This window comes from Dactylosporangium darangshiense (assembly GCF_039537565.1).
In the GTDB taxonomy this organism is placed as follows: Bacteria; Actinomycetota; Actinomycetes; order Mycobacteriales; family Micromonosporaceae; genus Dactylosporangium; species Dactylosporangium darangshiense.
Genome location: NZ_BAABAT010000031.1, coordinates 1 through 21643, shown reverse-complemented (window position 1 = coordinate 21643; position 21643 = coordinate 1). Strand labels below are relative to the sequence as shown.

Here is a 21643-nt window from a genome sequence, read left to right as displayed (position 1 = left end):
GCGGTCACGACCCACCTCCCGTCGCCGTCCGGATGCTGCCTCCCATGCTCTGGCCGGAGGGTTTCGGCGGGGTTTCCGGGGCGTCTCACCCTGCCGCGTGACGCGGCCGGTCGTCCCCGGACTTTGGGGTATCCGGGGACGACCGGCCGCGGCTGTTACGAGGCGTACACCTCGAATTCGGAGATCTGGCCGGCCGGCCAGCCTGTGTTGGCGGTGAAGGTCAGTCGCAGGTAGCGCTGTGTCGTGGCCGGGAACGTGATCGTCACCGTGTTACCCGTGGCCGGGTTGAAGGTGTATCCCGCCGACCCCACGACCGTGGTGTACGACGAGCCGTCGGTCGAGCCGAGTACGGACAGGGTCTGGGTACGGGTCTGCCAGGAGGTTGACGGCGGCAGTTTGAGCACCACGCGGGAGACGCTGACCGAGGAGCCGAGGTCGACGGTGAGCGACTGCGGGAAGGCGTTGTTCGCGCTCTCCCAGTACGTCGATGCGTTGCCGTCCACCGTGTTCCCCGCGACGTACGACTGCGTCACGCTGGTCGCGGTGACCGGCCGTCCGGCCGCCAGGTTCGAGGTGGCGGAGGTGCCGCTGCCGGACAGGGCCACGGAGTGCGGGCTGCCCGGCGCGTTCGAGCCGACCGAGAGCGTGCCGGCACGGGCGCCGGTCGCGGCCGGTGTGAAGGTCACGTTGACCGTGCAGGAGGCGCCCGCGGCCAGCGTCGACCCGCACGTGCTGGTCTGCGCGAAGTCGCCGGTGATGGTGACGCCGGTGAGCGTCGCCGTGCCGGTGCCGGTGTTGGTGACCGTCACCGCCGATGCCGGGCTGGTCGACCCGACCGTACGGCTGCCGAAGGACAACGTGCCCGGGGAGACCGAGATCGCCGGGGCGGTGGTGCCGCCGTCGGCGTACACCTCGAGCTCGGAGACCTGGGCGGCGGGCCAGCCCGTGTTGGCGGTGAAGGTCAGCCGCAGGTACCGCTGCGCGCCGGACGGCAGGTTGATCGTCACCGTATTGGCGCTGGCCGGGTTGAAGGTGTAGCCGGCCGAGCCGGCGATCGTGCTGTACGACGAGCCGTCGGCCGAACCGAGCACCGACAGCGTCTGGGTGCGGGTGCCCCAGCTCGCCGGCAGCTTGAGCACCACCCGGCCGACGGTGACGGCGGAGCCGAGGTCGACGGTGAGCGACTGCGGGAAGGCGTTGTTCGCGCTCTCCCAGTACGTCGATGCGTTGCCGTCCACCGCGTTGCCGGCGACGAACGACTGGTTCGTGCTGGTCGCGGTGACCGGCCGGCCCAGCGCGAGGTTGCCCGACGGGCTGGCGCCGGTCCCGGTGAGCGCCACGGTCAGCGGGCTGCCGGGCGCCGACGAGGCGACCGCCAGCGAACCGCCGCGCACGCCGGTGGCGGTCGGCCTGAAGGTCACGCTGAGCGTGCAGGAGGCGCCCGCGGCCAGGCTCGACCCGCACGTGTTGGTCTGCGCATAGTCGCCGGTGACCGTCACGCCCGTGACCGTCACCGCCGCCGTTGCGGTGTTGCGCACGGTCACCGTGCGGGCGGCACTGGTGGTGTTGACGTTCTGCGCGCCGAAGTCGAGGCTGCCCGGATCGGCGACGAGCCCGCCGCCACCGCCGCCGCGGCGCCGCTCGAACTCGGCCGTCCAGTAGGCGGTCCGGTCGAGGTACGCCGTCTCCGAAGCGGTCCCGGTGAGGCCGTAGGCGCCGGAGTAGGTCTGGTAGCCGAACCCGGCCGGCGGGTTGCTGCGGGCCGGCTCGATCGACGACCCCTCGTGCCACTCGTTGAACGAGGTGATCGAGACCCAGGTCGGCAGCCCGCCCTTGGCCGGGTCGAGCGCGTTGTTCCAGACCTGGTCGTACGTGGCGCCGTTGTTGCGGGCCAGGGTGGGCGTGGTGTTGCCCGGCACCGCCCGGTCGTCCAGGTAGCCGGGGCCGATCGAGGGCGACCAGACCAGGCCGTGGGACTGGGCGTACTCGCCGGCCGCCTCCCAGCCCGGCGCGGTGGCGGCGGCGATCGCGTCGTAGGTGTACATGCCGGAGAAGTTCGCGATCTTCGTCGTGTCCGTGGTCTGCGCCAGGATGATGTTGTTGCCGTTGACCTGGGACAGCGCCGACCAGTCGGTGATGTTCAGGCTGTCGAAGATGTAGTACGCCGGGCGGTTACCGCGGTCCGCCGCCCGGAAGAACGCCGGGTGGCTGCCGTAGCGGCTGTTGATGTAGTTGATGTCCGACACCGTCGAGGCGGCGGTCCGCCCGGCGTACGGCTCCAGGTGCCAGGCGACCTTGATCCCCTGCGCCTGGGCCGCGTTGAGCACGCCCATGGCGAGGCCGTCCTCGTAGGAGCCCTGGCCCCACCAGCTGTAGATGATCACGCCCGCGCCGGACTGCCGTACCCACGCCATCTGCTGCGCCACCGCGCCGGCGAAGTCGCCGGAGTCGTACGCGCCGAGCGTCGGGTAGTAGTCGGCGCCGATGTCGTTCGGCGGGGTGTGCCCGCCCTGCTGCCAGTGCCGGTAGCTGCCGTTGACCGACGGGCTGCCGTACCACGGGTAGTAGAAGAGGTGCACGTTCGGCGAGAGGGTCGGCGGCGGGTTGTTCTGGCCGACGCCGGGGCCGACGAAGTCGACCCAGTTGACGTTGAGCAGCCCGCCGGTCCCGCCGCCGGCCGGTGGCCGGGCGACGAAGTAGAGGGGCTGGCTCACCGTGCTCGCGGGCAGCGTGACGGACACGTCGGTGTACGTCTGCCAGCCGCCCGTCCCCGGCACGTTGGCCGAGCCCAGGAGCGTCCCGGTGGGCGAGCCGGCGCGCACGTCGACCACGGCGCCCGAGCCGCCGGACGCGGCCCGCAGCCGCAGCGACTGGATGCCGGTGAGGTTGGCCGGCGTGAACGACCACCAGTCGCCCTCTTCGATGAAGCCGATGTTCTGCAAGCCGCCCTGCGCATCGCCGGTCGCCTCGCGCTGCACGCCCGGGTCGCCACCGGCGGGGGCGCCGGCGACCCGGCCGGTCGCGCTGAAGTACTCGGCCTGCTTCCGCTTCGGCTGCAACTGCACCTGCGACCGTCCGGTCAGTGCGGCCGCGCCGCCGGCGCCGCCCTGGTCGGTGTAGCTGGCCTCGAGGACGGCGAAGAGGTTCGCGTCGGCGCCGTGCCCGCTGTCCAACGAGGTCTGGATGCTTCCCGAGCAGCCCGCCTGCTGCTGCAGCGGGTGCGCGTGCTCGTCGTGGCCGAGCAGGTACTGCAGTACCACTCGGGAACAGTCGATCGGGCCGTCCTCCGGATCGGTGACCGTGATCGTGTAGTTGACCTGGGTGCCCCAGTCGAAGAACCCGCCGTTCGGCGGAAGGTTCAGCGTCACCGTCGGGGCGGTGTTGCCGACCGTGATGGGCACGTTCGCCACGCCGGTGCGGCCGCCCGGGTCGGTCACCGTGAGCTGGGCGGTGTAGTTGCCGTTCGCGGTGTACGTGTGGCTCGGGTTGGCCTGCGTCGAGGTGCCGCCGTCACCGAACGTCCAGGCGTAGGTGATCGGCTGTCCCGCGGGGTCCCGCGAGCCGGCGCTGTTGAACTGTACGGTGAGCGGCGCGACACCAGTGGTCGGCTGGCCCGCCGCCGCGGCGACCGGCGCCGCGTCCACGGTGCGGTAGTCGATCCGGTAGACGCCGGAGTCGTCGTTGTTGCCGCCGAAGCCGCTGCCCCACTCGATCAGGTAGAGCGCGCCGTCGGGCCCGAAGTCGAAGTCCATCGGGCGGACGAAGGACATCCCGTTGAGCAGTTGGTTGATGTCGACGAGGCTCTTGCCGTCCGCGCCGACCTGCATCGTGTACATCTTCGACTGGTTCCACTCGCCGAAGAGGGCCTTGCCGTCGAAGTACGCGGGCCACTTGCGATCGGAGACGAGCCCGGCGTTGTACCGGTAGACGGGGCCACCCATCGGCGCGCCGCCGCCGCCGATCTCCGGGAACAGCGGGTTGCCGTCGTAGTCGTAGTCGACGGTGGCCGCGACGGCCGGCGGGAGGTTGGTGAGCCCGGTGTTGTTGGGGGAGTTGTTGACCGGGGCGGCGCAGTTGAAGGCCGGCCCGCTCGGCCCGGACGGGAACGTGAAGTCCCGGTAGGCGTAGTTGTTGCCGACGCAGTACGGCCAGCCGTAGTTGCCGGGCTGCCCGACGATGTTCCACTCCACGGTGTTGCCGGGCCCGCGGTTCGGGTCGGCCGCGCCGGCGTCCGGCCCGTAGTCGGCGACGTAGAGGACGTTCGTCTTCGGGTCGATGCCGATCCGGAACGGGTTGCGGAAGCCCATCGCGTAGATCTCCGGCCGCGTCTGCGCGGTGCCGGGCGCGAAGAGGTTGCCCGTGGGCACCGTGTACGTCCCGCTCGCCTCCGGGTGGATGCGCAGCACCTTGCCGCGCAGGTCGTTGGTGTTGGCGGCGCTGCGCTGCGAGTCGTAGTCCTGCCGGCCCGACCGCTCGTCGATCGGGGCGTAGCCGCCGGACTCGAACGGGTTGGTGTTGTCGCCGGTGGCCAGGTACAGGTTGCCGGCGCTGTCGAAGGTCATCGAGCCGCCCTCGTGGCAGCACGTGTTGCGCTGGGTGTCGACCTGCAGCACGACCCGCTCGCTCGCGAGGTCCAGGGTGTCCCCATTGACCGTGAAGCGGGACAGCAGGTTGCGGGCCGCCCCTGTCGCGGGCGAGTAGTAGAGGTACACCCAGTGGTTGGTGGCGAAGTTCGGGTCCAGCGTGAGTCCGAGCAGCCCGTCCTCGTTGCCGGTGAAGACGCTGACCGTGCCGGCGTTGACGGTGGTCTGGGTGTCCGGCTTGATGATCCGCAGCCGGCCGTCCCGCTCGATGTAGAACACCCGGCCGTCGGGCGCGACATCGAGCTCCATCGGGTTGTTGGTGTTGCTGTCCAGCGTCACCTTCTGGAAGTTGGCGGTCTTCGACGCGCCGCAGTCGGCGGCCACCACGCCGGCCGCCGTCTGGATGCCGCCGAGCAGGTGGGCGCGGAACTGGGCGTCGGAGTACGACGCGATGGTGTGGCCGCCGCCCGTGTACCAGGCCCGGCCGCCGTCGTAGTTCTGGCACCACGTCGTCGGATGGTCGGCGCCCATCGCGCCCGCGCCCGGCGTGTACGACGTCTCGTCGAGGCTGGCCAGGACGTGTACGGCGGCGCGCGGGTTGGTCCGGAAGTTGTACCACTCGTCGAATCGGGACCACTTGGCCGGCAGCGACGCGGTGGAGGGGTGCGCCGGGTCCTCGACCTTCACGGTCGCCTGCTGTTCGGCCGGGTGCGAGTTGAAGTACGCCCCGACCAGCCCGCCGTACCAGGGCCAGTCGTACTCGGTGTCGGAGGCGGAGTGGACCCCGACGTACCCGCCGCCGGCGCGGATGTAGCGCTCGAAGGCGGACTGCTGGGTCGCGTCGAGGACGTCGCCGGTGGTCGAGAGCCAGACCACCGCCTTGTACCTGGCCAGGTTGGCGTCGGTGAAGGCCGCGGCGTCCTCGGTGGCGTCGACGGTGAAGTCGTTCGCGGCGCCGAGCTGCTGGATCGCCGTGATGCCGGCGGGGATCGAGTCGTGCCGGAACCCGGCGGTCTTCGAGAAGACCAGGATCGAGTACGTCGCCGCGGCGGCCGGGGTGGCGAAGGCGGCGAAGACGGCCATGGTGCACGCGGTGGCGAGGGCCGTGACGGCGGCGAGCAGCCGGATCGGCCGGTGTCGAGTCGAGGCTGGGCGATGGAAGGCGAACATGCCGGTCTCCTTCCCGGGGGTGGTCCGGGACAGGGCGCGGCGGCCTGACGGAGCCGTCGCGCCGTGAGGGCAGGCGGTCAGGTCCTCGCCGACGGACCGACAGCAGGCTTCGCTGCCATGCGGCCGCGGTACAGCCGCATGTTGGCCGATAGATTAGCGTTGATCGTCGCAAGAAGCCACGAGTGCACCGAAAAATTTGTACAGATGAACGCCAAATTCCGGGTGAGCGCGGCCTCACGTGTGTCACGCCGAGCACCACCCGGTCGGCGTGCGCTCGACCGGATCCTCAACGATCAGCCGCGCAGACGTCTGTGCCTGGTCTACCGGATCATGCCGTACCTCGGGCGAGCACCGAGAGCTGGGCGTGGTCGATCGTGTGCACCAGTGCGTCGGCGTGCCGGTGCACCAACCGCCACTCTCCGTCGTCGCGGCGGAAGACCAGCGTGACGCGCAACGACCAGTCCTGCGCCGGGAGCCCGCCGACCACGCCGTGCTGCCGTTCGATCGCCGCGATCACGGCCAGGTCGCCCGCGCGGTAGGTCTGCACGACCTCGAGCTGCGCTTCGCCGCCCTGGAACCATGCGGCGGTCGCGTCGAGGGACGCGTCGGAGTGATCGAAGCCGTGTGCAGCGCCGCCGTACGGCGACATGAGCGTGTAGTCGTCGGCGTGCGGAAGGAGGCCCAGGTAGGTGCGGATGTCGCCGCGGATGAAGGCAGCGGCCGCGTCGGCCGCACGACGCACGAGCGCCGCGAGCTCCTCGTCATCGTTCACCGTCATACCCGCATCCACGCAACCGACGCCTCCGGCGTTCAGCGACGGGTGCGCACGTCCGCGGTCATGGAGCGTCTGCTGCATCCACTCCTTGGCGACAGGCGATCAGTTGCTCCGCGTCCGTTCACCGTCGAGGAACTGCCGGCTGCCGTCATGTTGGTCTTGTGGCATCGTGGGGAAAATGAACGCCGCTGCCTGGCAGGGGCCGCCCAGCGGCATCCTGGGCAGCCCTGTGCCCATCCAGCAGTTCGTCGCCAGAACGGCCCATGCTGTCGTCGCGCTGCAGCATGTCATCGCCTTCCGGGAGGGCTGCACCCTCAACCTGCACCTCGCCGCCCGGCGGGGCACGCTGGAGGAGTCCGCATGGGAGCGCCTCCTCGGAAGCCTTACCGGGCAACATCCATACGTCACACCGGCCGACGCTGCCCTCAAGTTCGGTGTCCGCTTTCCTGACGGCTCAAAAGCCACGACCATCGCCAACGCCTTCCGAGGCTGGGCGCACCCCACCGACCGGCCGGACCCTCCCATGCTCGTCGAGACCGGCAGCGGATCCAGCAGCTCCGACCGCAGCTACGAGGGCGACCAGCAGCTCTGGCTCTGGCCACTCCCGCCGCCGGAGCCCTTCGAGTTCGTCATCGAGTGGCAGAGCATGGGCATCGACACCACCGCCATAACACTCGACGGAAGCGCCATCGCCCGCGCGGCGGAACAGGCCCTGCCGTACTGGCCGTGACGGCACCGCCCAGGAGTTGATGAAGGGCCTGAAACCACCCGACTGAATACGCTGCTGACGGTCGCTCGTCGCCAGTGAGCCTTCGGGGGGTTGGCGGTGGCCGGGCGCAGGCTCGGATCTTGGGGGTGGACTGAGGTCCCGGTGGTGAAGGGGCGTCGGTCCCGGATGGTTGGGGCGGTTCGGCACGGGCGCCCGGCACGGGCCGGGGATGACGATGGATGTGTCAAAGGGACACGGCAGGAGGCCGGAAATGCGCACCGCACACATCCACCAGGTCAACCACCTCGAGCGCGTCGAGGCCCCGGGCAGCATGCTCACCAGGACGGCCGCCAAGGCCCTGGCCGTGCTGCGCTACGCCACCGGGTTCGTCTTCCTCTGGGCGTTCGCCGACAAGACCTTCGGCCTGGGCTACTCGACCCCCGAAGCCAAGGCCTGGATCAACGGCGGCAACCCGACCAAGGGCTTCCTCGCCTCCGTCGACGCCGGTCCCCTGCAGGGCTTCTTCCACACCATCGCCGGCACCTGGTACGCCAACTGGGCGTTCATGCTCGGCATGCTCGGCATCGGCATCGCGCTGACCGCCGGCATCGGCCTGCGCATCGCCGCCGTGTCCGGCACCCTCATCATGGCCGGCATGTGGCTGGCCGAGTACCCCCTGGCGCAGCACGCCGCCAACGGCGCACCCACCGGCTCCACCAACCCGCTGACCGACTACCACGTCATCTACGCCGCCGTGCTCATCGTCCTAGCCGCCGCCTACGCCGGCCACACCTGGGGCCTCGGCCGCCGCTGGGCCAAACTCCCCATCGTCCAGCGCAACCGCTGGCTCATCTGATCCGCACCGACCCACGAAGCCCGGAGACCTGGCGGCGACCGTCTCCGGGCTTCACCGTGCGCCCGCACGGGCCACCGTCCGAAGGACGTGGCCGTCAACCGCATGCAGGAGCTCGAACCAAGCCCGGAGGCCCGATCGTTCGGCCCCGCCGACCCTCCTCCGCGACCCCCGCTACCACCCCCGAGCCGTCCGCGCTCGACCTGGCCGTGTTGAACGATTCCCGGACAGCGGTCGATCAGGCTGGCACGCTCAGGGCGACGTTCACGGTCAACCTGTCGAACACCTTCGGGACGGCGACCGGAGTGGCCGACATCGTCGCCGGCACGGCGATCTCGGTCAAGTTCCACGCCGTCTCGTGGCCGTAGGTTTACGCTGCATCAACTTCTCTGACCGAACAAACTCGGAGGTGCCGGGGTCATGCTGCCCGAGGTCTCGGAGGAGCACGGCTTGCTCGTCCGCACGGACTTCTCGGACGACGCGGCCTGGGACGAGCTCTGCGTTCATTTACAGCAGATTCTCGATACCATCCACGCCATCCTGATGCCGATCGACAATCCCGATCTTGTCGGCTTGACCCCCGCCGGACTCGCGGGCCGCATGACGCAGTCTGACGTCTCGCATGCCTTTCTGGCTGACCACGTTACCTTCAGCGACCCTGGGCGGTCGCTGGTGGCCGTCGATCTCTACGACGATCCCGGACGCGTCGTACGCGTCACGCCTGCGGGCTTCCTCCACGTCCAAGCCGGCCTCACCGCAGGCAACGTCCTCTTCTGGGAAATCGCCGAGCACTGGACCGCAGAACAGGGCATCTGCCGGTAGGGCGTAGTCTCGCCGCCGCCCTGACGTGCACGTGACCTTGCTGAGTTGGGAGCCTCGCGAAGCTTGCCGCGGTCGCGGTGCCCTTCAGCCAGCCGACGCCTGGAGCGACCGGGCTCGTCGGAACAGCACGCCAAGCAGATGCGCGTAACCTGCAACGATGCCCGTCGGCCAGTCAACGGGCGGCCTGGGAAGTCCGGTTGTTGTCGTACCCTCCGCCTAGGCTCGGTTCGTGACTGTGCGCACCCTGTCCCGCACCGACGCCCGCCGCCTTGCCGTGCGCGCCCAACTGCTGGACGCCCACCGCCCGAGCGGGATGTTCGACGCTGTCCGCCGGTTGACGTTGCTGCAGAACGATCCGACCGCGGCCGTCGCGCCCAACGCCGACCTGGTGCTGTGGAGCCGTCTTGGCTCCTCGTATTCCCCGGCGCAGCTGCGCGACGCCATCGACGAGCAGGCGCTGCTGGAGCTGCGCGGCCTGATCCGGCCGCCGGAGGACCTCGCGCTGTATCGGGCCGAGATGGCTGAGTGGCCGGGGCGTCCTCCGCTGCGTGATTGGCAGGAGAGCGTGCAGGGCTGGGTGGATGCCAACAATGGCTGCAGGCTGGACATCCTCGCCCGGCTTCGTGCCGACGGTCCGCTGCCGGCGGGTGAGCTGCCGGACACGTGCGTGATCCCGTGGCGCTCCTCCGGCTGGACGAACGATCGCAACGTGCTGAAGATGATCGACTTCCTCGTGCAGCGCGGCGAGGTCGCGGCCGCTGGCCGGCGCGGCGCCCACCGGCTGTGGGATCTCGCCGAGCGGGTTTACCCGGACGACGTGGTGCCCTACGAGGACGCGTTGCGGATCCGTGACGAGCGCCGGCTGCGCGCGCTGGGCATTGCGCGCGCCCGTGCCCCGGAGAACCCGGTCGAGCCGAATGACGTGCGGGCCGTGGGCGAGCCCGCGGTGGTCGAGGGTGTGAAGGGCGAATGGCGGATCGACCCGGAGGTGCTGGACCGGACGTTCACCGGTCGCGCCGCGTTGCTGTCCCCGCTGGACCGGCTCGTCTACGACCGCAAGCGGATGACCGAGCTGTTCGAGTACGACTACCAGCTGGAGATGTACAAGCCGGCCGCCAAGCGCCGCTGGGGCTACTGGGCGCTGCCGATCTTGTACGGCGACCGGCTGGTCGGCAAGCTCGACGCCACCGCCGACCGCAAGGCCGGTGTGCTTCGGGTGGACGCCGTCCACCAGGACGTTGCGTTCAGCAAGGCGATGACCGCCGCAGTGCGGCACGAGATCGATGACCTGGCGAGCTGGCTGCAGCTGACCCTGGCCTGGGCGACCTGAACGCCCGGCGAGGCCGGCTCCCGCGGGGGAAGCCGGCCTCGCACGAGCAGGGCGATCAGGAGCAGGGATCAGGCGCGGGCGTCCGCCAGTTCCGGCTCCGCGGCCGGGGCGTGCGACGCGGTGACGGTCGTGTGGCGGGCGCGCGGGATGAGCAGGCCGACGGCGACCGACAGGGCCGCGGCCACGGCCAGGGCGACGAACGCGGTGGTGAACGCGGACTCCGTCGGCAGGCCGTCGGCGCGCAGGTCGCCGGTGACGATCGAGCTGACCACCGCGGTACCGATGGAGGCCCCGATGGTGCGGATGTTGGCGTTCATGCCGCTCGCCGCGCCCGTCTGGGCCATCGGGACCGAGTGCACGATGAGGCTCGTCATCGACGAGTAGGCCAGGCCGATGCCGACGCCGAAGACCGCGGCGGCGGTGGCCACCTCCCACGGCGCGGAGTGCGCGAAGGCGAACGCGGCGCTCGCGGCGGTGGACAGCAGCGCGCCGGCGACCACCTGCGCGCGGCTGGGGAACCACGCGGCCATCGGGCCGCTGAGCATGCCGGCGACGGCCATGGTGGCCAGCATCGGGACCATGAGCAGGCCGGCCTCGCCGACGGAGGAGCCGAAGCCGTAGCCGGTGGCGCGGGGGATCTGCATGAACTGGGGCAGGAAGGCGTACACCCCGAACATGCCGGCGCCGAACAGCAGCGCGACGATGTTGGTGGTCCACACGGTGGGCAGGCGCATCATGCGCATGTCGATGAGCGGGTTGCCGGAGCGGACCTCGACCGCGACCCACGCCGCGAGCAGCACGACGGCGAGCGCGAACAGCCCGACGGTGCGCGGCGCCGCCCAGCCCCACGCGTTGCCCTTGCTCAGCGGCAGCAGCAGCGCGACGAGCCAGCCGGACAGCAGGGCGGCGGCGGGCCAGTTGACCCGGCCGGCCGAGCGCACCGGCGACGGCGGCACGAAGCGCCACGCGAGCAGGCCGGTGACGGTGACGATGCCGAGCGGGATCCAGAACAGCCAGCGCCAGTTCAGCGCGGACACGACGGGGCCGGCCAGCACGATGCCGGTGCCGCCGCCGAGGGCGATGACCGCCGACATCGCGCCGACCGCGGACACGACGCGGCCGGGCGGGAACTCGTCGCGGATGATGCCGAACGACAGCGGGAACAGCGCGCCGCCGAGGCCCTGGATGACCCGCGCGACGATGAGCACGGCGACGTTCGGGGCGAGGGCGGCGAGCAGGCAGCCGAGGGCGATCGCGGCGAGCGCGGCGAGCAGGGTGCGCTCCTTGCCGATCATGTCGCCGATGCGGCCCATGAGCGGGGTGGCGACGGACGCGGCGAGCAGCCAGGCGGTCAGCACCCACGTCACGGTGCCGGCGGAGGTGTGCAGGTCGCGCTGGATGACGGGCAGCACCGGGCTGACCAGCGACTGCAGCATGGAGAACGCCGCCGTCGACGCCGCCAGCACGGCGAACGTCAGCCGGTACGATGACCGGGGCTTAACTTGAGGCATGCCTCCACACTAGCGGAGGCTGGCCTCCGGTCCACGGAGTTTTACTCGCTCGGTGTGCGGCGCCCGTCACACCCGGCCATGGACGCGCGCGACCTGGCCGCCCTGCCCTGAACGCCCCTCGAAGCCACCCGGCGGGGATTGGCACGGGGCCGCGCGCCCGCCGGGCGCAATGATGGCACCGTGATCGATTTCGCGGACCTCACCACCCCGCTCGTCGCCGACGCCTGTGTGCGGGCCGGCGTGCCGCCACGCTTCGCGCCCGCCGGGGTGCGGCCCGTCGTCCCGGGCTCCCGGCTCGCCGGGCGGGTGCTGCCGGCCCGGCACTACGGCAGCGTCGACGTCTTCCTCGAGGCGTACGACGACGCCCGCCCCGGCGACGTGCTCGTCGTGGACAACGGCGGGCGCACCGATGAGGCCTGCGTCGGCGACCTCACCGTGCTCGAGGCGGTCGCCGCCGGCGTGGCCGGGCTCGTCGTGTGGGGCCTGCACCGCGACACCGCCGAGCTCGCCGAGATCGGCGCGCCGGTGTTCAGCTACGGTGCCCTGCCGGCCGGGCCGCTGCGCGTCGACGAGCGCGAGCCCGAGGCCCTCGTCACCGCCCGCTTCGGCCCGCACCTGGTCGGCGCCGGCGACGTCGTGTTCGCCGACGACGACGGGGTGCTGTTCCTCGCCGCCGACAAGGTCGACGAGGTCCTCGCCCTGGCCCGCCCGATCCGGCACACCGAGCGCGACCAGGCGCGGCGCATCACGGCGGGGGAGACCCTGCGGGCCCAGACGCGCTTCGCCGACTTTCTGGCCGTCCGGGCGCAGGATCCGGGGTACACCTTCCGCGCCCATCTGCGCAGAGTCGGCGGAGCCATCGAGGAATAAGCGCAGGGCAGGACAAAGGGTCGCCGCCGTTGACGGGCACGTTCGTCGATGTGAGATTGCCAATCACATTGACGGGTGGCTACGCGCGAAGCACACGACGCATCGCGCGTACCCCAACGAAGGGAACCCCCATGCCCAAGAGACGGACCCTCGCAGTCGGTGCGGCGATCCTCGCCGTCGCCGCGAGCGTCGTCGCCGCACCCGCCCCCGCCCAGGCACTCTCGGTCACCGGCCTGGGCGCGACGATCGCGCTGAACAACTGCTCGGGCTCGCTGGTGCGCTGGCCGCAGTCGGTCGACGCCGACCGGGCCATGCTGCTGACCAACGGCCACTGCTACGAGAACGGGTTCATCAACGCCGGTGTGGTGCTGCAGAACCGCACCAGCAGCCGCTCCGGCACGCTGCTGAGCGACACCGGCGCCTCCCTGGGCACGGTTCGGGCGGACAAGCTCATCTACGGCACGATGACGAACACCGACGTCGCGCTGTACCAGCTCACCGACACGTTCGCCTCGATCAAGACCAAGTACAACACCACCGCGCTGACCGTCGCCGCCGCCCGTCCGGCCGACGGCACCGCGATGACGATCCCGTCGAGCTACTGGAAGCAGGTCTGGACCTGCAACGTCAACGGGTTCGTGCCGACGCTGCGCGAGGACCAGTGGACGTGGCATGACTCCATCCGGTACGACACCGGCTGCCAGACCACCCACGGCACCTCGGGCTCGCCGATCATCCGCTCGTCGGACCGGCAGATCATCGGCATCAACAACACCGGCAACGACGACGGGCAGAGCTGCACGCTGAACAACCCGTGCGAGGTCGACGCGAACGGCAACGTGACCGTCCACCAGGGACAGTCCTACGGCGAGCAGACGTACTGGTTCACCACCTGCCTGAACTCCTCGCGCGCGATCGACCTGACCGTCTCCGGCTGCCTGCTCACCGGCGCCAGCACGCCGGGCAACACGGTCACGGTCACCAACCCGGGCGCGCAGACGGCCACCGTCGGCACGGCGACGTCGCTGCAGATCACCGCGACCGACTCGCAGTCGGGCCAGACGCTGACCTACTCGGCGACCGGCCTGCCGTCGGGCCTGAGCATCAACGCGAGCACGGGCCTGATCTCCGGCACGCCGACGACCGCGCAGAGCACCAGCACCACGGTCACGGCGCGCGACACCACCGGCGCGACGGGTAGCGCGACGTTCAGCTGGACGGTCAGCGGCGGGGGCGGCGGCAGCTGCAGCGGCCAGAAGCTCACCAACCCGGGCTTCGAGTCCGGCGCCACCGGCTGGAGCGGCACCACCGGCGCCATCGGCCAGTGGGCCTCGCAGGGCCAGGCGGCGCACGGCGGCACGTACAGCGCGTGGCTGCTCGGCTACGGCTCCACGCACACCGAGAGCGTCTCGCAGGCAGTCACCATCCCGGCCGGCTGCAGCGCCACGCTGACGTTCTGGGTGCACATCGACTCGGCCGAGACGACCACGACGGTGCAGTACGACAAGCTCACCGTCACGGCCGGCTCGACCACCCTGGCGACGCTGTCGAACCTGAACAAGGCCAGTGGGTACGTCCAGAAGACCTACAGCCTGAACGCGTTCGCCGGGCAGACGGTCACGCTCAAGTGGAACGGCACCGAGGACTCCTCGCTGCAGACGTCGTTCGTGCTCGACGACCTCGCGGTCACCCTGTCCTGATCCCGTGGCGGTGGGGGCCGGGTCCCGGCCCCCACCGCCGCACCGCTACGAGTCCTGCGACTTGCCCGTCGTCAGCCGGGCCAGCACCAGCGCGACGAGGATGACCAGGCCGTACACCGCCTGGATCCACTGCGCCGACACGCCCGCGAGGGTCAGGATGTTGCTGACCAGGCCCAGCACCAGCACGCCGCACAGCGCGCCGAACAGGGTGCCCTTGCCGCCGTTCATGCTCACGCCGCCGATGACCGCCGCCGCGAAGACCTGGAAGATCATCTGCGAGCCCTGGTTGGACGCGATGGAGCCGAGCCGGCCGGCCATGAGCAGCCCGGCGAGCGCGGCCAGCAGGCCCGCGATCATGAAGACCACGTACATGACCCGGTCGGTGCGGATGCCGGCGGCCCGGGCGGCGTCGGCGTTGCCGCCGATGGCGTAGACGGCACGGCCCTGGCGGAACCAGCCGAGCGCCGCGATCCCGGCGGCGAACACCACCACACAAAGCCAGACCGACAGCGGTACGCCGAGCCAGATGGTGTTGCCCAGGTACGTCACCGACGGCGGCAGGTCGAACAGGCTCTGCCCGCCGGTGATGCCGATCTGCACGCCGCGCAGCGTGATGAGCATGCCGAGCGTCACGATGAACGCCGACAGGCCGAAACGCAGGATCAGCACGCCGTTGAGCGCCCCGATGAGGATGCCGACGAGCAGGCAGATCGGCACCGCCAGGGCGGTGGCCCACTCGGTGCCGATGCCGTGGCTCGCCGCCGGGATGACCAGCGCCACGCCGAGGGCCGGCGCGAGCCCGACCGTCGACTCCAGGGACAGGTCGAAGCGCCCGCCGATGAGGATCAGCGTCTCGCCGAGCACCAGCAGCGACAGCTCGGTCTGCTGCTGCAGCACGTTGACGAGGTTGGCGCGGGACAGGAACACCGGGTCGATGAGCGCGCCGACGACGAGCAGCGCGACGATGGCCGGCACCAGCGCCAGGTCGCGCAGGCGGGCCAGGGGCACGGCCCGCCGCGCCGGCGCCGGCGCGGTGACAGTCGTGGTCATGCGGAGACTCCTTCGACGGCGGCGACCACCTCGGTGTCGCTCCAACCGGCCTGCAGTTCGGTGGTGACGCGCCCGTGGAACATGACGAGCACGCGGTCGCAGTGGCGCAGGTCGTCGAGCTCGTCGGAGACCATGAGCACGCCGGTGCCGGCGTCGGCCGCGGCCCGCACCGCCCCCAGCAGCGACTCCTTGGAGCGCACGTCGACGCCGGCAGTGGGGTTGATGAGCACGAGGACCTTCGGCTCCCGCGCCGTGGCCCTGGCCAGGACGACCTTCTGCGCGTTGCCGCCGGAGAGGCTGGCGACGGGCGCGTCCGGGCCCTCGGTGCGGATGTCGTAGCGCTCGATGGCCGCCTGTGCCGCCGCCCGCCGCCGTCCCGGCAGGATCATCCCGGCCGGGCCGAGCCGGTCGGCGATCGGCATGGTGGCGTTCTCGCCGACGGACAGCAGCGGCACGAGCCCCTCGCGGTGGCGGTCCTGCGGCACCAGGCCGATGCCGGCCCGCAGCGCGGCGGGCACGCCCGCCCCGACGGTGGCGCCGCCGACGCTGACGGTGCCGGCCGAGGCGCGCCGCAGCCCGCCGACGGTCTCGGCGAGCGACACCTTGCCGCTGCTGCCGGAGCCGGTCACGCCGACGATCTCGCCGGCCTTGACCTCCAGCGTCAGCGGCTCGTAGGCGCCGTCGAGGGCGAGGCCGTCGATGCGCAGCGCGGCCGGCACCGAGGCGTCCCGCGGCGGGCGCCGCGCGACGTCGGTCAGGCCGACCGCCTCGCCGGTCATCGCGGCCACGAGGTCGTCGTGCCCGATGTCGGCGACGGGCCTGGTGAGGATCCACCGGGCGTCGCGCAGGACGGTGACGGTGTCGCACACGGTGTACACCTCCTGCAGATGATGCGAGATGAACAGCATCGTCACGCCGGAGGCGGCCAGCCCCCGCAGCCGGGCGAAGAGCCGGTCGATGGCCGCGGCGTCGAGGCGGGCGGTCGGCTCGTCGAGGATGATGAACCGCGCGCCCTGCGACAGAGCCCGCGCGATCTCGACGAGCTGGCGCTGCTCGACGCCGAGGTCGGCGGCGGGCGCGCCCGGGTCGACGCCGACGCCGTACTCCTCCAGCAGCTGTCCGGCCCGCCGCCGCAGCGCGCCCCAGCGGATCGGGCCGCCCTCGCTCTGCCGGTTGAGGAACAGGTTCTCCGCGACGGTGAGCGTCGGGATGATGGTCGAGCGCTGGAACACGCAGGCGACCCGCCGGCGCCACGCGCCGCGGTCGGCGGCGGGCGGCGCCGGCTCGCCGCCGAAGCGGATCTCGCCGCCGTCGGGCCGGTGCAGGCCGGTGAGCAGGGACACGAGGGTGGACTTGCCGGCGCCGTTGCGCCCGACGAGAGCGTGCGTCTCGCCGGGCGCGATGCGCATGGTGACGTCCGACAGCGCCGTGGTGGCGCCGAAGTGCTTGCTCACCCCGACGGCCGCCACGGCACTTTCAGTTACCGACATCATTTACCGATCTGGTTTCCCCACAACGCCTTGTCATCGACGTTGTCCTTGGTCACGAGCGGAGCGGGCAGCTGGTCCTCGAGCACGCCCTCGCGCACCTGCACGATGGTGCTGTCGTGGTCGGTCTTGCCGGGCTCGAACTTCTTGCCGTCCACCGCCGCCTTGGCGTAGAACAGCGCGTACTTCGCGTAGAGGTCGGCCGGCTGCGACACGGTCGCGTCGATCTCGCCCTTGCGGATCGCGTCGAACTCCTGCGGGATGCCGTCGTTGGACACGATGAAGATGTGCTTGGAGTCCGTGGGCGGCACGAGGAGGTTCTTCGAGCGCAGCAGCTGCAGCGTCGGGGCCAGGAACACGCCGCCGGCCTGCATGTAGATGCCGTTGATGTCCGGGTGCTGCGCGAGGCGGGTCTGCAGCGCGGCGGAGGCCTTGGCGCCCTCCCACTCGGTCGGCTCGGCGAAGACGGTGATGCCGGGGTACTTCTGCTGCATGCACTCGGCGAAGGCCTCCGAGCGGTCGCGGCCGTTGACCGAGGACAGCGAGCCCTGGAACTCCACGACCTTGCCCTTGCCGCCGAGCTTCTGGCCGAGGTACTCGCACGCCTTCTGCCCGTACGCCCGGTTGTCGGCGCGCACGACCATGTACACGTTGCCCTTGTCGGGCCGGGTGTCGACGGTGACCACGGGTATCTTCTTCTGCTCCAGCGTGTTCAGGGTGGTGGCGATGGCGCCGGTGTCCTGCGGTGCCATCACGATCGCCTTTGCGCCCTGACTCGTCAACGCCTGTGTGTTCGCGACCAGCTTCGCGATGTCGTTCTGCGAGTTGGTCGGCGTCATCAGGTTGAGGTTGGCCTCCTTGGCGTACTGCGGGATGTACTTGGCGTAGGAGTTCCAGAAGTCGGAGTCGGCGCGCGGCAGGTCGACGGCGATCGGCGCGCCGGCGCCGCCGGTGGACGAGCCGCCCGGCTTGTCGGTCGTGGAGTTGCAGGCCGCCAGGGTGACGACCAGCGCGGCGGCGACGAGCGGTGCCAGCTTTCTCATGGCGAACTTCCTCAGGGGGTGTCGGGATTCCAGATTGGGCCGTCCGGAAACGCGTAGCGGGCAATACTCTCCGCCCGCATGGTGGAGCTGAAACCCGGGGCGAGCGGAGCGAGGTAGCGGCCCCCCCGCAGCCGCACCGGGTCGGCGAAGTGTTCGTGCAGGTGGTCCACATACTCGATCACGCGGTTGCGCATGCTGCGCGAGACCGCCACGTAGTCGAACAACGACAGATGCTGCACCAGCTCGCACAGCCCGACCCCACCGGCGTGCGGGCACACCGGGACGCCGAACTTGGCGGCCAGCAGCAGGATCGCCACGTTCTCGTTCACCCCGGCGACGCGGGCGGCGTCGAGCTGGACGAACGAGACCGCGTTGAGCTGCAGCAGCTGCTTGAAGACCACCCGATTCTGCACGTGCTCGCCGGTGGCGACGGGCACGGGCGCGATACGGCGGGCGATCTCGGCGTGCCCGACCACGTCGTCGGGCGAGGTGGGCTCCTCGACCCACCACGGGTGGAACGGTGCGAGGGCGCGCACCCACTCCACCGCGGTGCCGACGTCCCAGCGCTGGTTGGCGTCGACGGCGATGCGCACGTTCGGCCCGCACACGTCGCGGGCGATGCGCATCCGGCGCAGGTCGTCGTCGAGGTCGGCGCCGACCTTGAGCTTGATCTGCGTGAACCCGGCGTCGACGGCCTCGCGGCACAGCCGGGCGAGCTTGTCGTCGTCGTAGCCGAGCCAGCCCGGCGACGTCGCGTACGCCGGGTAGCCCTCCGCGAGCAGCGTGGCGATGCGCTCCTCGCGGCCCTCCGCACCCGGCCGCAGCAGCTCGAGGGCCTCTTTCGGGGTCAGGGCGTCGGTGAGGTACCGGAAGTCGACGAGTTCGACGAGCTCCTCCGGGTGCATGGAGGACAGCAGCTGCCACAGCGGCAGCCCGGCCCGCTTCGCCTTGAGGTCCCACAGGGCGTTGACCACGGCACTGATAGCCATGTGCATGACGCCCTTCTCGGGACCGAGCCAGCGCAGCTGGGAGTCGTGCACGAGCTCCCGCCACAGGCCGCCGAGGTCGTCGAGGACCTCCTTCACCAGCCGTCCGACGATATAGGGTCGAAGAGCCAGAATTGCCGCCGTTTGTACCTCGTTGCCGCGCCCGATCGTGAAGGCGAACCCGTGCCCTTCGTGACCGTCGACGGCGTCCGTGCGCAGCACGACGTACGCGGCCGAGTAGTCCGGGTCCGGGTTCATCGCATCGGAGCCGTCCAGCTGCCGCGACGTGGGGAACCGCACGTCGTAGGTGGAAAGCTCCACGAACCGGTTGCTCATCGCCCCGTCCTTGCCTCGTTCGTCGCGCGGTCGCCCTCGCGTGGTCGCCCGCGCTCGGTGAACTCGCTCGGTTGAACTCGCTCGGTTGATCCTCACGAATACATCCGATGTTTAGCAGGCGAAGGTCATCAAGGCAAGGCTTTTGTGCCGACGAACAGAAGTGCGGCGAGAACTTGACGCGGGCATACCTCGGATGTTCACTATCGCTCGAGGGTTGCCCATGGTTCGATGGCCGGAGCCACCGCCGCGGCCGCGGGCGACGCCCTTTTGCCGTGACGCCGACGCGGCAAACAGGGCCGGGTGCCGGCCGCGGGGCCCCGCGGCCGGCACGTCATGTGTTGTGGTTGCGGTTTCCTGCTATGCCCTACCGTCGCGTCGTGAGTGACGTCGACGATCATCGTGAGGCCGTGTTCGCGGCCCTCAACCGGCCGCGCCTCGTCGAGGCGCTGGGCCGGCTCAGCCTGCCCGGCCTGATAGACCTGCTCGACGAGGTGTTGCGGTCCCGCACGATCACCCACGACGGGGGCGACGAAGAACGGATCGTGCTCGCCGTCGCGGCCTGGTATCCGCCGCGCGCCAAGCAGGAGGGCTCCGACGAGGCGTACCTGGCCGCGCTCGGCCTGCCGGACCTGGGCCCGAACGACAGGTACTACCCGTCCGGATTCTGCCAGATGGGTACGTGTCGCACGTGCAGGACCGAGATCGTCTCGGACGTCAAGCGGGTGCTGTGCCCGGTGTGCCGGACACCGCGGTCGCTGACCTGAACCTGAGGCTTTGCGTGGCTTTGCTGTACTAGGGCTGCGCTGTTCCGACGGGGGAGGGGACGTTCATGAAGCTCAAAGTGGTCGCGGCCGTTGTGGCCGTGGCGGTGGCCGTCGCGCTGGGCGGGTGCAGCAGCGACGACGCGAACGCGCACGACCTCAAGGGCGTGCCGTGGAAGACCCCGGACAAGATCGAGGTGTACGCCAACGTGGACGGGCACCCGAACATCACGCGCGTATGCATCGACGGGGTGGCGTTCGCCACGACCAGCCGGGACGCGGGGCAGAACTTCATGCGGGTCCCGGAGTGGGACGTGTCGTTCTGCGGCGGGGAGCCCTCGCCCTACGTGCCGCGCGTCGGCTCGCCCAACACCGATCCGTCGCCGACGCCGAAGTCGAACTGACGGGACAGCGCCGACCGCCGCCGCCAACCAGCTCAAGGAGCAGCGGAGCGTCGCTGTGCGGTGACCGTTTCCAAAAACTGTCACACCCGTATGGTGCAATCGCAGGCATGAGGGGGCGCGTCGTCGATCTGGTGCTCGCCGGCAGCGGGCTGGCGGCGGGCGCACTGATGTTCGTCACCGGGCAGTATCAGGCCCGGGTGCATCCGCTGTGGCTGTTCGTGCCCCTCGTGGTGTGCTGCGGCGCGCTGCTGCTGCGCCGCACCGCCCCGCTGGCGAGCGTGATCGTCGGCACCGCGGCCGTCGCCTGCGACGTGGTCATCGGGCCGTCCCTGGCCACCCCGCTGGTCTACACGCAGGTGCTCTACGACGCCTGCGTGCACGGCCGCGCCGCTCTCGCCCGGGCGTTGCTGGTCGTCTCCGTGGTCGGCTCCGTCGTCACCGGCGTGGCCTTCCTCGTCGTCGTCCGCGACGTGCGCGCGCTGGGCCTGGGCGTGCTGCTCGCGCTCGTCACCGTCGTGCCGGTGCTGACCGGCACCCACGTCCGCCACCACCGCGACCGGGCCGCCGCCGCCCGCCGCGAGGCCGACCAGGTCGCCCGGCTCGCGGCGGCCGACCGCGCCAACGCCGTCGCGGCCGAGCGGGCGGCGATGGCCCGGGAGCTGCACGACGTCATCGCCAACCACCTCAGCGCTGTGGCCATCCACGCCACCGCGGCGCTGTCCGCCGACCTCGGCGCCGACGGCACCCGGCAGGCGCTCACGGTCATCCGGGAGAACAGCGTGCAGGGCCTCGCCGAGATGCGGCGCATGGTCGGGTTCCTGCGCGACCCGGCCGCCGGGCCGGACACCGTGCCGGACAACGCGCCCGGCGGGCTGAGCGCGCTGGATGCGCTCGCGACGCGCGCCGGGCTGCCGGTCGACCTCGACGTGCGCGGCGACGTCGGGGGCGTGCCGGTGAGCGTGGATTTGGCGGCGTATCGGATCGTGCAGGAGTCGCTGACCAACGCCCTGAAGCACGGCGACGGCGGTCCGGTCTCGGTGCGGGTCGCCCGCACCGGGGACGTTGTGGACGTGCGGGTTTCGTCCGGGCTGATCGGGATGCGGGAGCGGGCCGAGTTGCTCGGCGGGGAGCTGAGCGCGGGGGCAGAGGGGGATCGGTGGGTTGTGAGCGCGCGCCTGCCGCTGGAGGGGCCGTGACGGCCGGGGGCGTGGTGGCCGAGGGTTCGGGGGTGGGGGGCCGGGGGCGGGGGCCGG

Annotated in this window: 17 protein-coding genes; 10 read left to right on the top strand and 7 right to left on the bottom strand. The window is 71.0% G+C overall.

What is annotated here, in order from left to right:
* Positions 1-155 precede the first annotated feature (155 nt).
* Both ABD901_RS39445 and ABD901_RS39440 read right to left on the bottom strand, forming a co-directional pair.
* Positions 156-5753, bottom strand: coding sequence for a ThuA domain-containing protein (locus ABD901_RS39445; RefSeq protein WP_345135336.1), 5598 nt, complete (start codon positions 5751-5753; stop codon positions 156-158).
* Between the two features lie 328 nt (positions 5754-6081).
* The gene (locus ABD901_RS39440; RefSeq protein ID WP_345135334.1) at positions 6082-6531 is read right to left on the bottom strand and encodes a nuclear transport factor 2 family protein; all 450 of its coding nucleotides are present in this window, start codon (positions 6529-6531) and stop codon (positions 6082-6084) included.
* 175 nt (positions 6532-6706) lie between these two features.
* On the opposite strand from ABD901_RS39440, the gene ABD901_RS39435 reads away from it, so the two are divergent.
* From ABD901_RS39435 to ABD901_RS39415, 5 genes are all read left to right on the top strand, one after another.
* Positions 6707-7258, top strand: coding sequence for a hypothetical protein (locus tag ABD901_RS39435; protein ID WP_345135332.1), 552 nt, complete (start codon positions 6707-6709; stop codon positions 7256-7258).
* 250 nt (positions 7259-7508) lie between these two features.
* Positions 7509-8093 (top strand): hypothetical protein, encoded by a 585-nt coding sequence (locus tag ABD901_RS39430; RefSeq protein ID WP_345135330.1) that lies wholly within the window; start codon positions 7509-7511, stop codon positions 8091-8093.
* Positions 8094-8299: 206 nt separating this feature from the next.
* Positions 8300-8458, top strand: a complete 159-nt coding sequence (locus ABD901_RS39425; protein ID WP_345135328.1) for a hypothetical protein — start codon at positions 8300-8302, stop codon at positions 8456-8458.
* Positions 8459-8510: 52 nt separating this feature from the next.
* The gene (locus tag ABD901_RS39420; RefSeq protein ID WP_345135325.1) at positions 8511-8912 is read left to right on the top strand and encodes a DUF6924 domain-containing protein; all 402 of its coding nucleotides are present in this window, start codon (positions 8511-8513) and stop codon (positions 8910-8912) included.
* Positions 8913-9141: 229 nt separating this feature from the next.
* Complete coding sequence (locus tag ABD901_RS39415) at positions 9142-10242, top strand: DNA glycosylase AlkZ-like family protein (protein ID WP_345135323.1); 1101 nt, start codon at positions 9142-9144, stop codon at positions 10240-10242.
* A gap of 68 nt (positions 10243-10310) precedes the next feature.
* Here the strand turns inward: ABD901_RS39415 and ABD901_RS39410 are convergent, their stop codons facing one another.
* Positions 10311-11753 (bottom strand): MFS transporter, encoded by a 1443-nt coding sequence (locus ABD901_RS39410; protein ID WP_345135321.1) that lies wholly within the window; start codon positions 11751-11753, stop codon positions 10311-10313.
* A 180-nt stretch (positions 11754-11933) separates the two neighbouring features.
* On the opposite strand from ABD901_RS39410, the gene ABD901_RS39405 reads away from it, so the two are divergent.
* Together ABD901_RS39405 and ABD901_RS39400 are read left to right on the top strand one after the other, a co-directional pair.
* Complete coding sequence (locus ABD901_RS39405; RefSeq protein WP_345135320.1) at positions 11934-12623, top strand: RraA family protein; 690 nt, start codon at positions 11934-11936, stop codon at positions 12621-12623.
* 131 nt (positions 12624-12754) lie between these two features.
* Positions 12755-14323: a putative Ig domain-containing protein gene (locus ABD901_RS39400; protein WP_345135318.1), complete on the top strand. Its 1569-nt coding sequence runs from the start codon at positions 12755-12757 to the stop codon at positions 14321-14323.
* A gap of 45 nt (positions 14324-14368) precedes the next feature.
* Here the strand turns inward: ABD901_RS39400 and ABD901_RS39395 are convergent, their stop codons facing one another.
* The 4 genes from ABD901_RS39395 to ABD901_RS39380 are packed head-to-tail and all read right to left on the bottom strand — an operon-like array spanning position 14369 to position 19225.
* Positions 14369-15373, bottom strand: coding sequence for an ABC transporter permease (locus ABD901_RS39395; protein ID WP_345135314.1), 1005 nt, complete (start codon positions 15371-15373; stop codon positions 14369-14371).
* The gene (locus ABD901_RS39390; protein ID WP_345135312.1) at positions 15370-16842 is read right to left on the bottom strand and encodes a sugar ABC transporter ATP-binding protein; all 1473 of its coding nucleotides are present in this window, start codon (positions 16840-16842) and stop codon (positions 15370-15372) included. The genes ABD901_RS39395 and ABD901_RS39390 overlap by 4 nt, the downstream gene beginning before the upstream one ends.
* A gap of 20 nt (positions 16843-16862) precedes the next feature.
* Positions 16863-17903, bottom strand: coding sequence for a sugar ABC transporter substrate-binding protein (locus ABD901_RS39385; RefSeq protein WP_345135310.1), 1041 nt, complete (start codon positions 17901-17903; stop codon positions 16863-16865).
* Between the two features lie 11 nt (positions 17904-17914).
* On the bottom strand, positions 17915-19225 hold the full coding sequence (locus ABD901_RS39380) for an L-fuconate dehydratase (protein ID WP_345135309.1): 1311 nt from the start codon (positions 19223-19225) through the stop codon (positions 17915-17917).
* A 377-nt stretch (positions 19226-19602) separates the two neighbouring features.
* On the opposite strand from ABD901_RS39380, the gene ABD901_RS39375 reads away from it, so the two are divergent.
* From ABD901_RS39375 to ABD901_RS39365, 3 genes are all read left to right on the top strand, one after another.
* A complete protein-coding gene (locus tag ABD901_RS39375; protein ID WP_345135307.1) occupies positions 19603-19989 on the top strand; it encodes a hypothetical protein in 387 nt (128 codons plus the stop codon).
* Positions 19990-20054: 65 nt separating this feature from the next.
* Positions 20055-20390, top strand: coding sequence for a hypothetical protein (locus tag ABD901_RS39370; RefSeq protein ID WP_345135305.1), 336 nt, complete (start codon positions 20055-20057; stop codon positions 20388-20390).
* Positions 20391-20497: 107 nt separating this feature from the next.
* A complete protein-coding gene (locus tag ABD901_RS39365) occupies positions 20498-21586 on the top strand; it encodes a sensor histidine kinase (protein WP_345135303.1) in 1089 nt (362 codons plus the stop codon).
* Positions 21587-21643 lie beyond the last annotated feature (57 nt).

What these genes read in the sequence shown, in the direction of transcription:
- ABD901_RS39370 (WP_345135305.1), top strand. Translation starts at nt 20,055, where the DNA reads ATGAAGCTCAAAGTGGTCGCGGCCGTTGTGGCCGTGGCGGTGGCCGTC.
- ABD901_RS39395 (WP_345135314.1), bottom strand. Translation starts at nt 15,373, where the DNA reads ATGACCACGACTGTCACCGCGCCGGCGCCGGCGCGGCGGGCCGTGCCC.
- ABD901_RS39435 (WP_345135332.1), top strand. Translation starts at nt 6,707, where the DNA reads ATGAACGCCGCTGCCTGGCAGGGGCCGCCCAGCGGCATCCTGGGCAGC.
- ABD901_RS39380 (WP_345135309.1), bottom strand. Translation starts at nt 19,225, where the DNA reads ATGAGCAACCGGTTCGTGGAGCTTTCCACCTACGACGTGCGGTTCCCC.
- ABD901_RS39420 (WP_345135325.1), top strand. Translation starts at nt 8,511, where the DNA reads ATGCTGCCCGAGGTCTCGGAGGAGCACGGCTTGCTCGTCCGCACGGAC.
- ABD901_RS39445 (WP_345135336.1), bottom strand. Translation starts at nt 5,753, where the DNA reads ATGTTCGCCTTCCATCGCCCAGCCTCGACTCGACACCGGCCGATCCGG.
- ABD901_RS39430 (WP_345135330.1), top strand. Translation starts at nt 7,509, where the DNA reads ATGCGCACCGCACACATCCACCAGGTCAACCACCTCGAGCGCGTCGAG.
- ABD901_RS39385 (WP_345135310.1), bottom strand. Translation starts at nt 17,903, where the DNA reads ATGAGAAAGCTGGCACCGCTCGTCGCCGCCGCGCTGGTCGTCACCCTG.
- ABD901_RS39410 (WP_345135321.1), bottom strand. Translation starts at nt 11,753, where the DNA reads ATGCCTCAAGTTAAGCCCCGGTCATCGTACCGGCTGACGTTCGCCGTG.
- ABD901_RS39400 (WP_345135318.1), top strand. Translation starts at nt 12,755, where the DNA reads ATGCCCAAGAGACGGACCCTCGCAGTCGGTGCGGCGATCCTCGCCGTC.
- ABD901_RS39440 (WP_345135334.1), bottom strand. Translation starts at nt 6,531, where the DNA reads ATGACGGTGAACGATGACGAGGAGCTCGCGGCGCTCGTGCGTCGTGCG.
- ABD901_RS39365 (WP_345135303.1), top strand. Translation starts at nt 20,498, where the DNA reads ATGAGGGGGCGCGTCGTCGATCTGGTGCTCGCCGGCAGCGGGCTGGCG.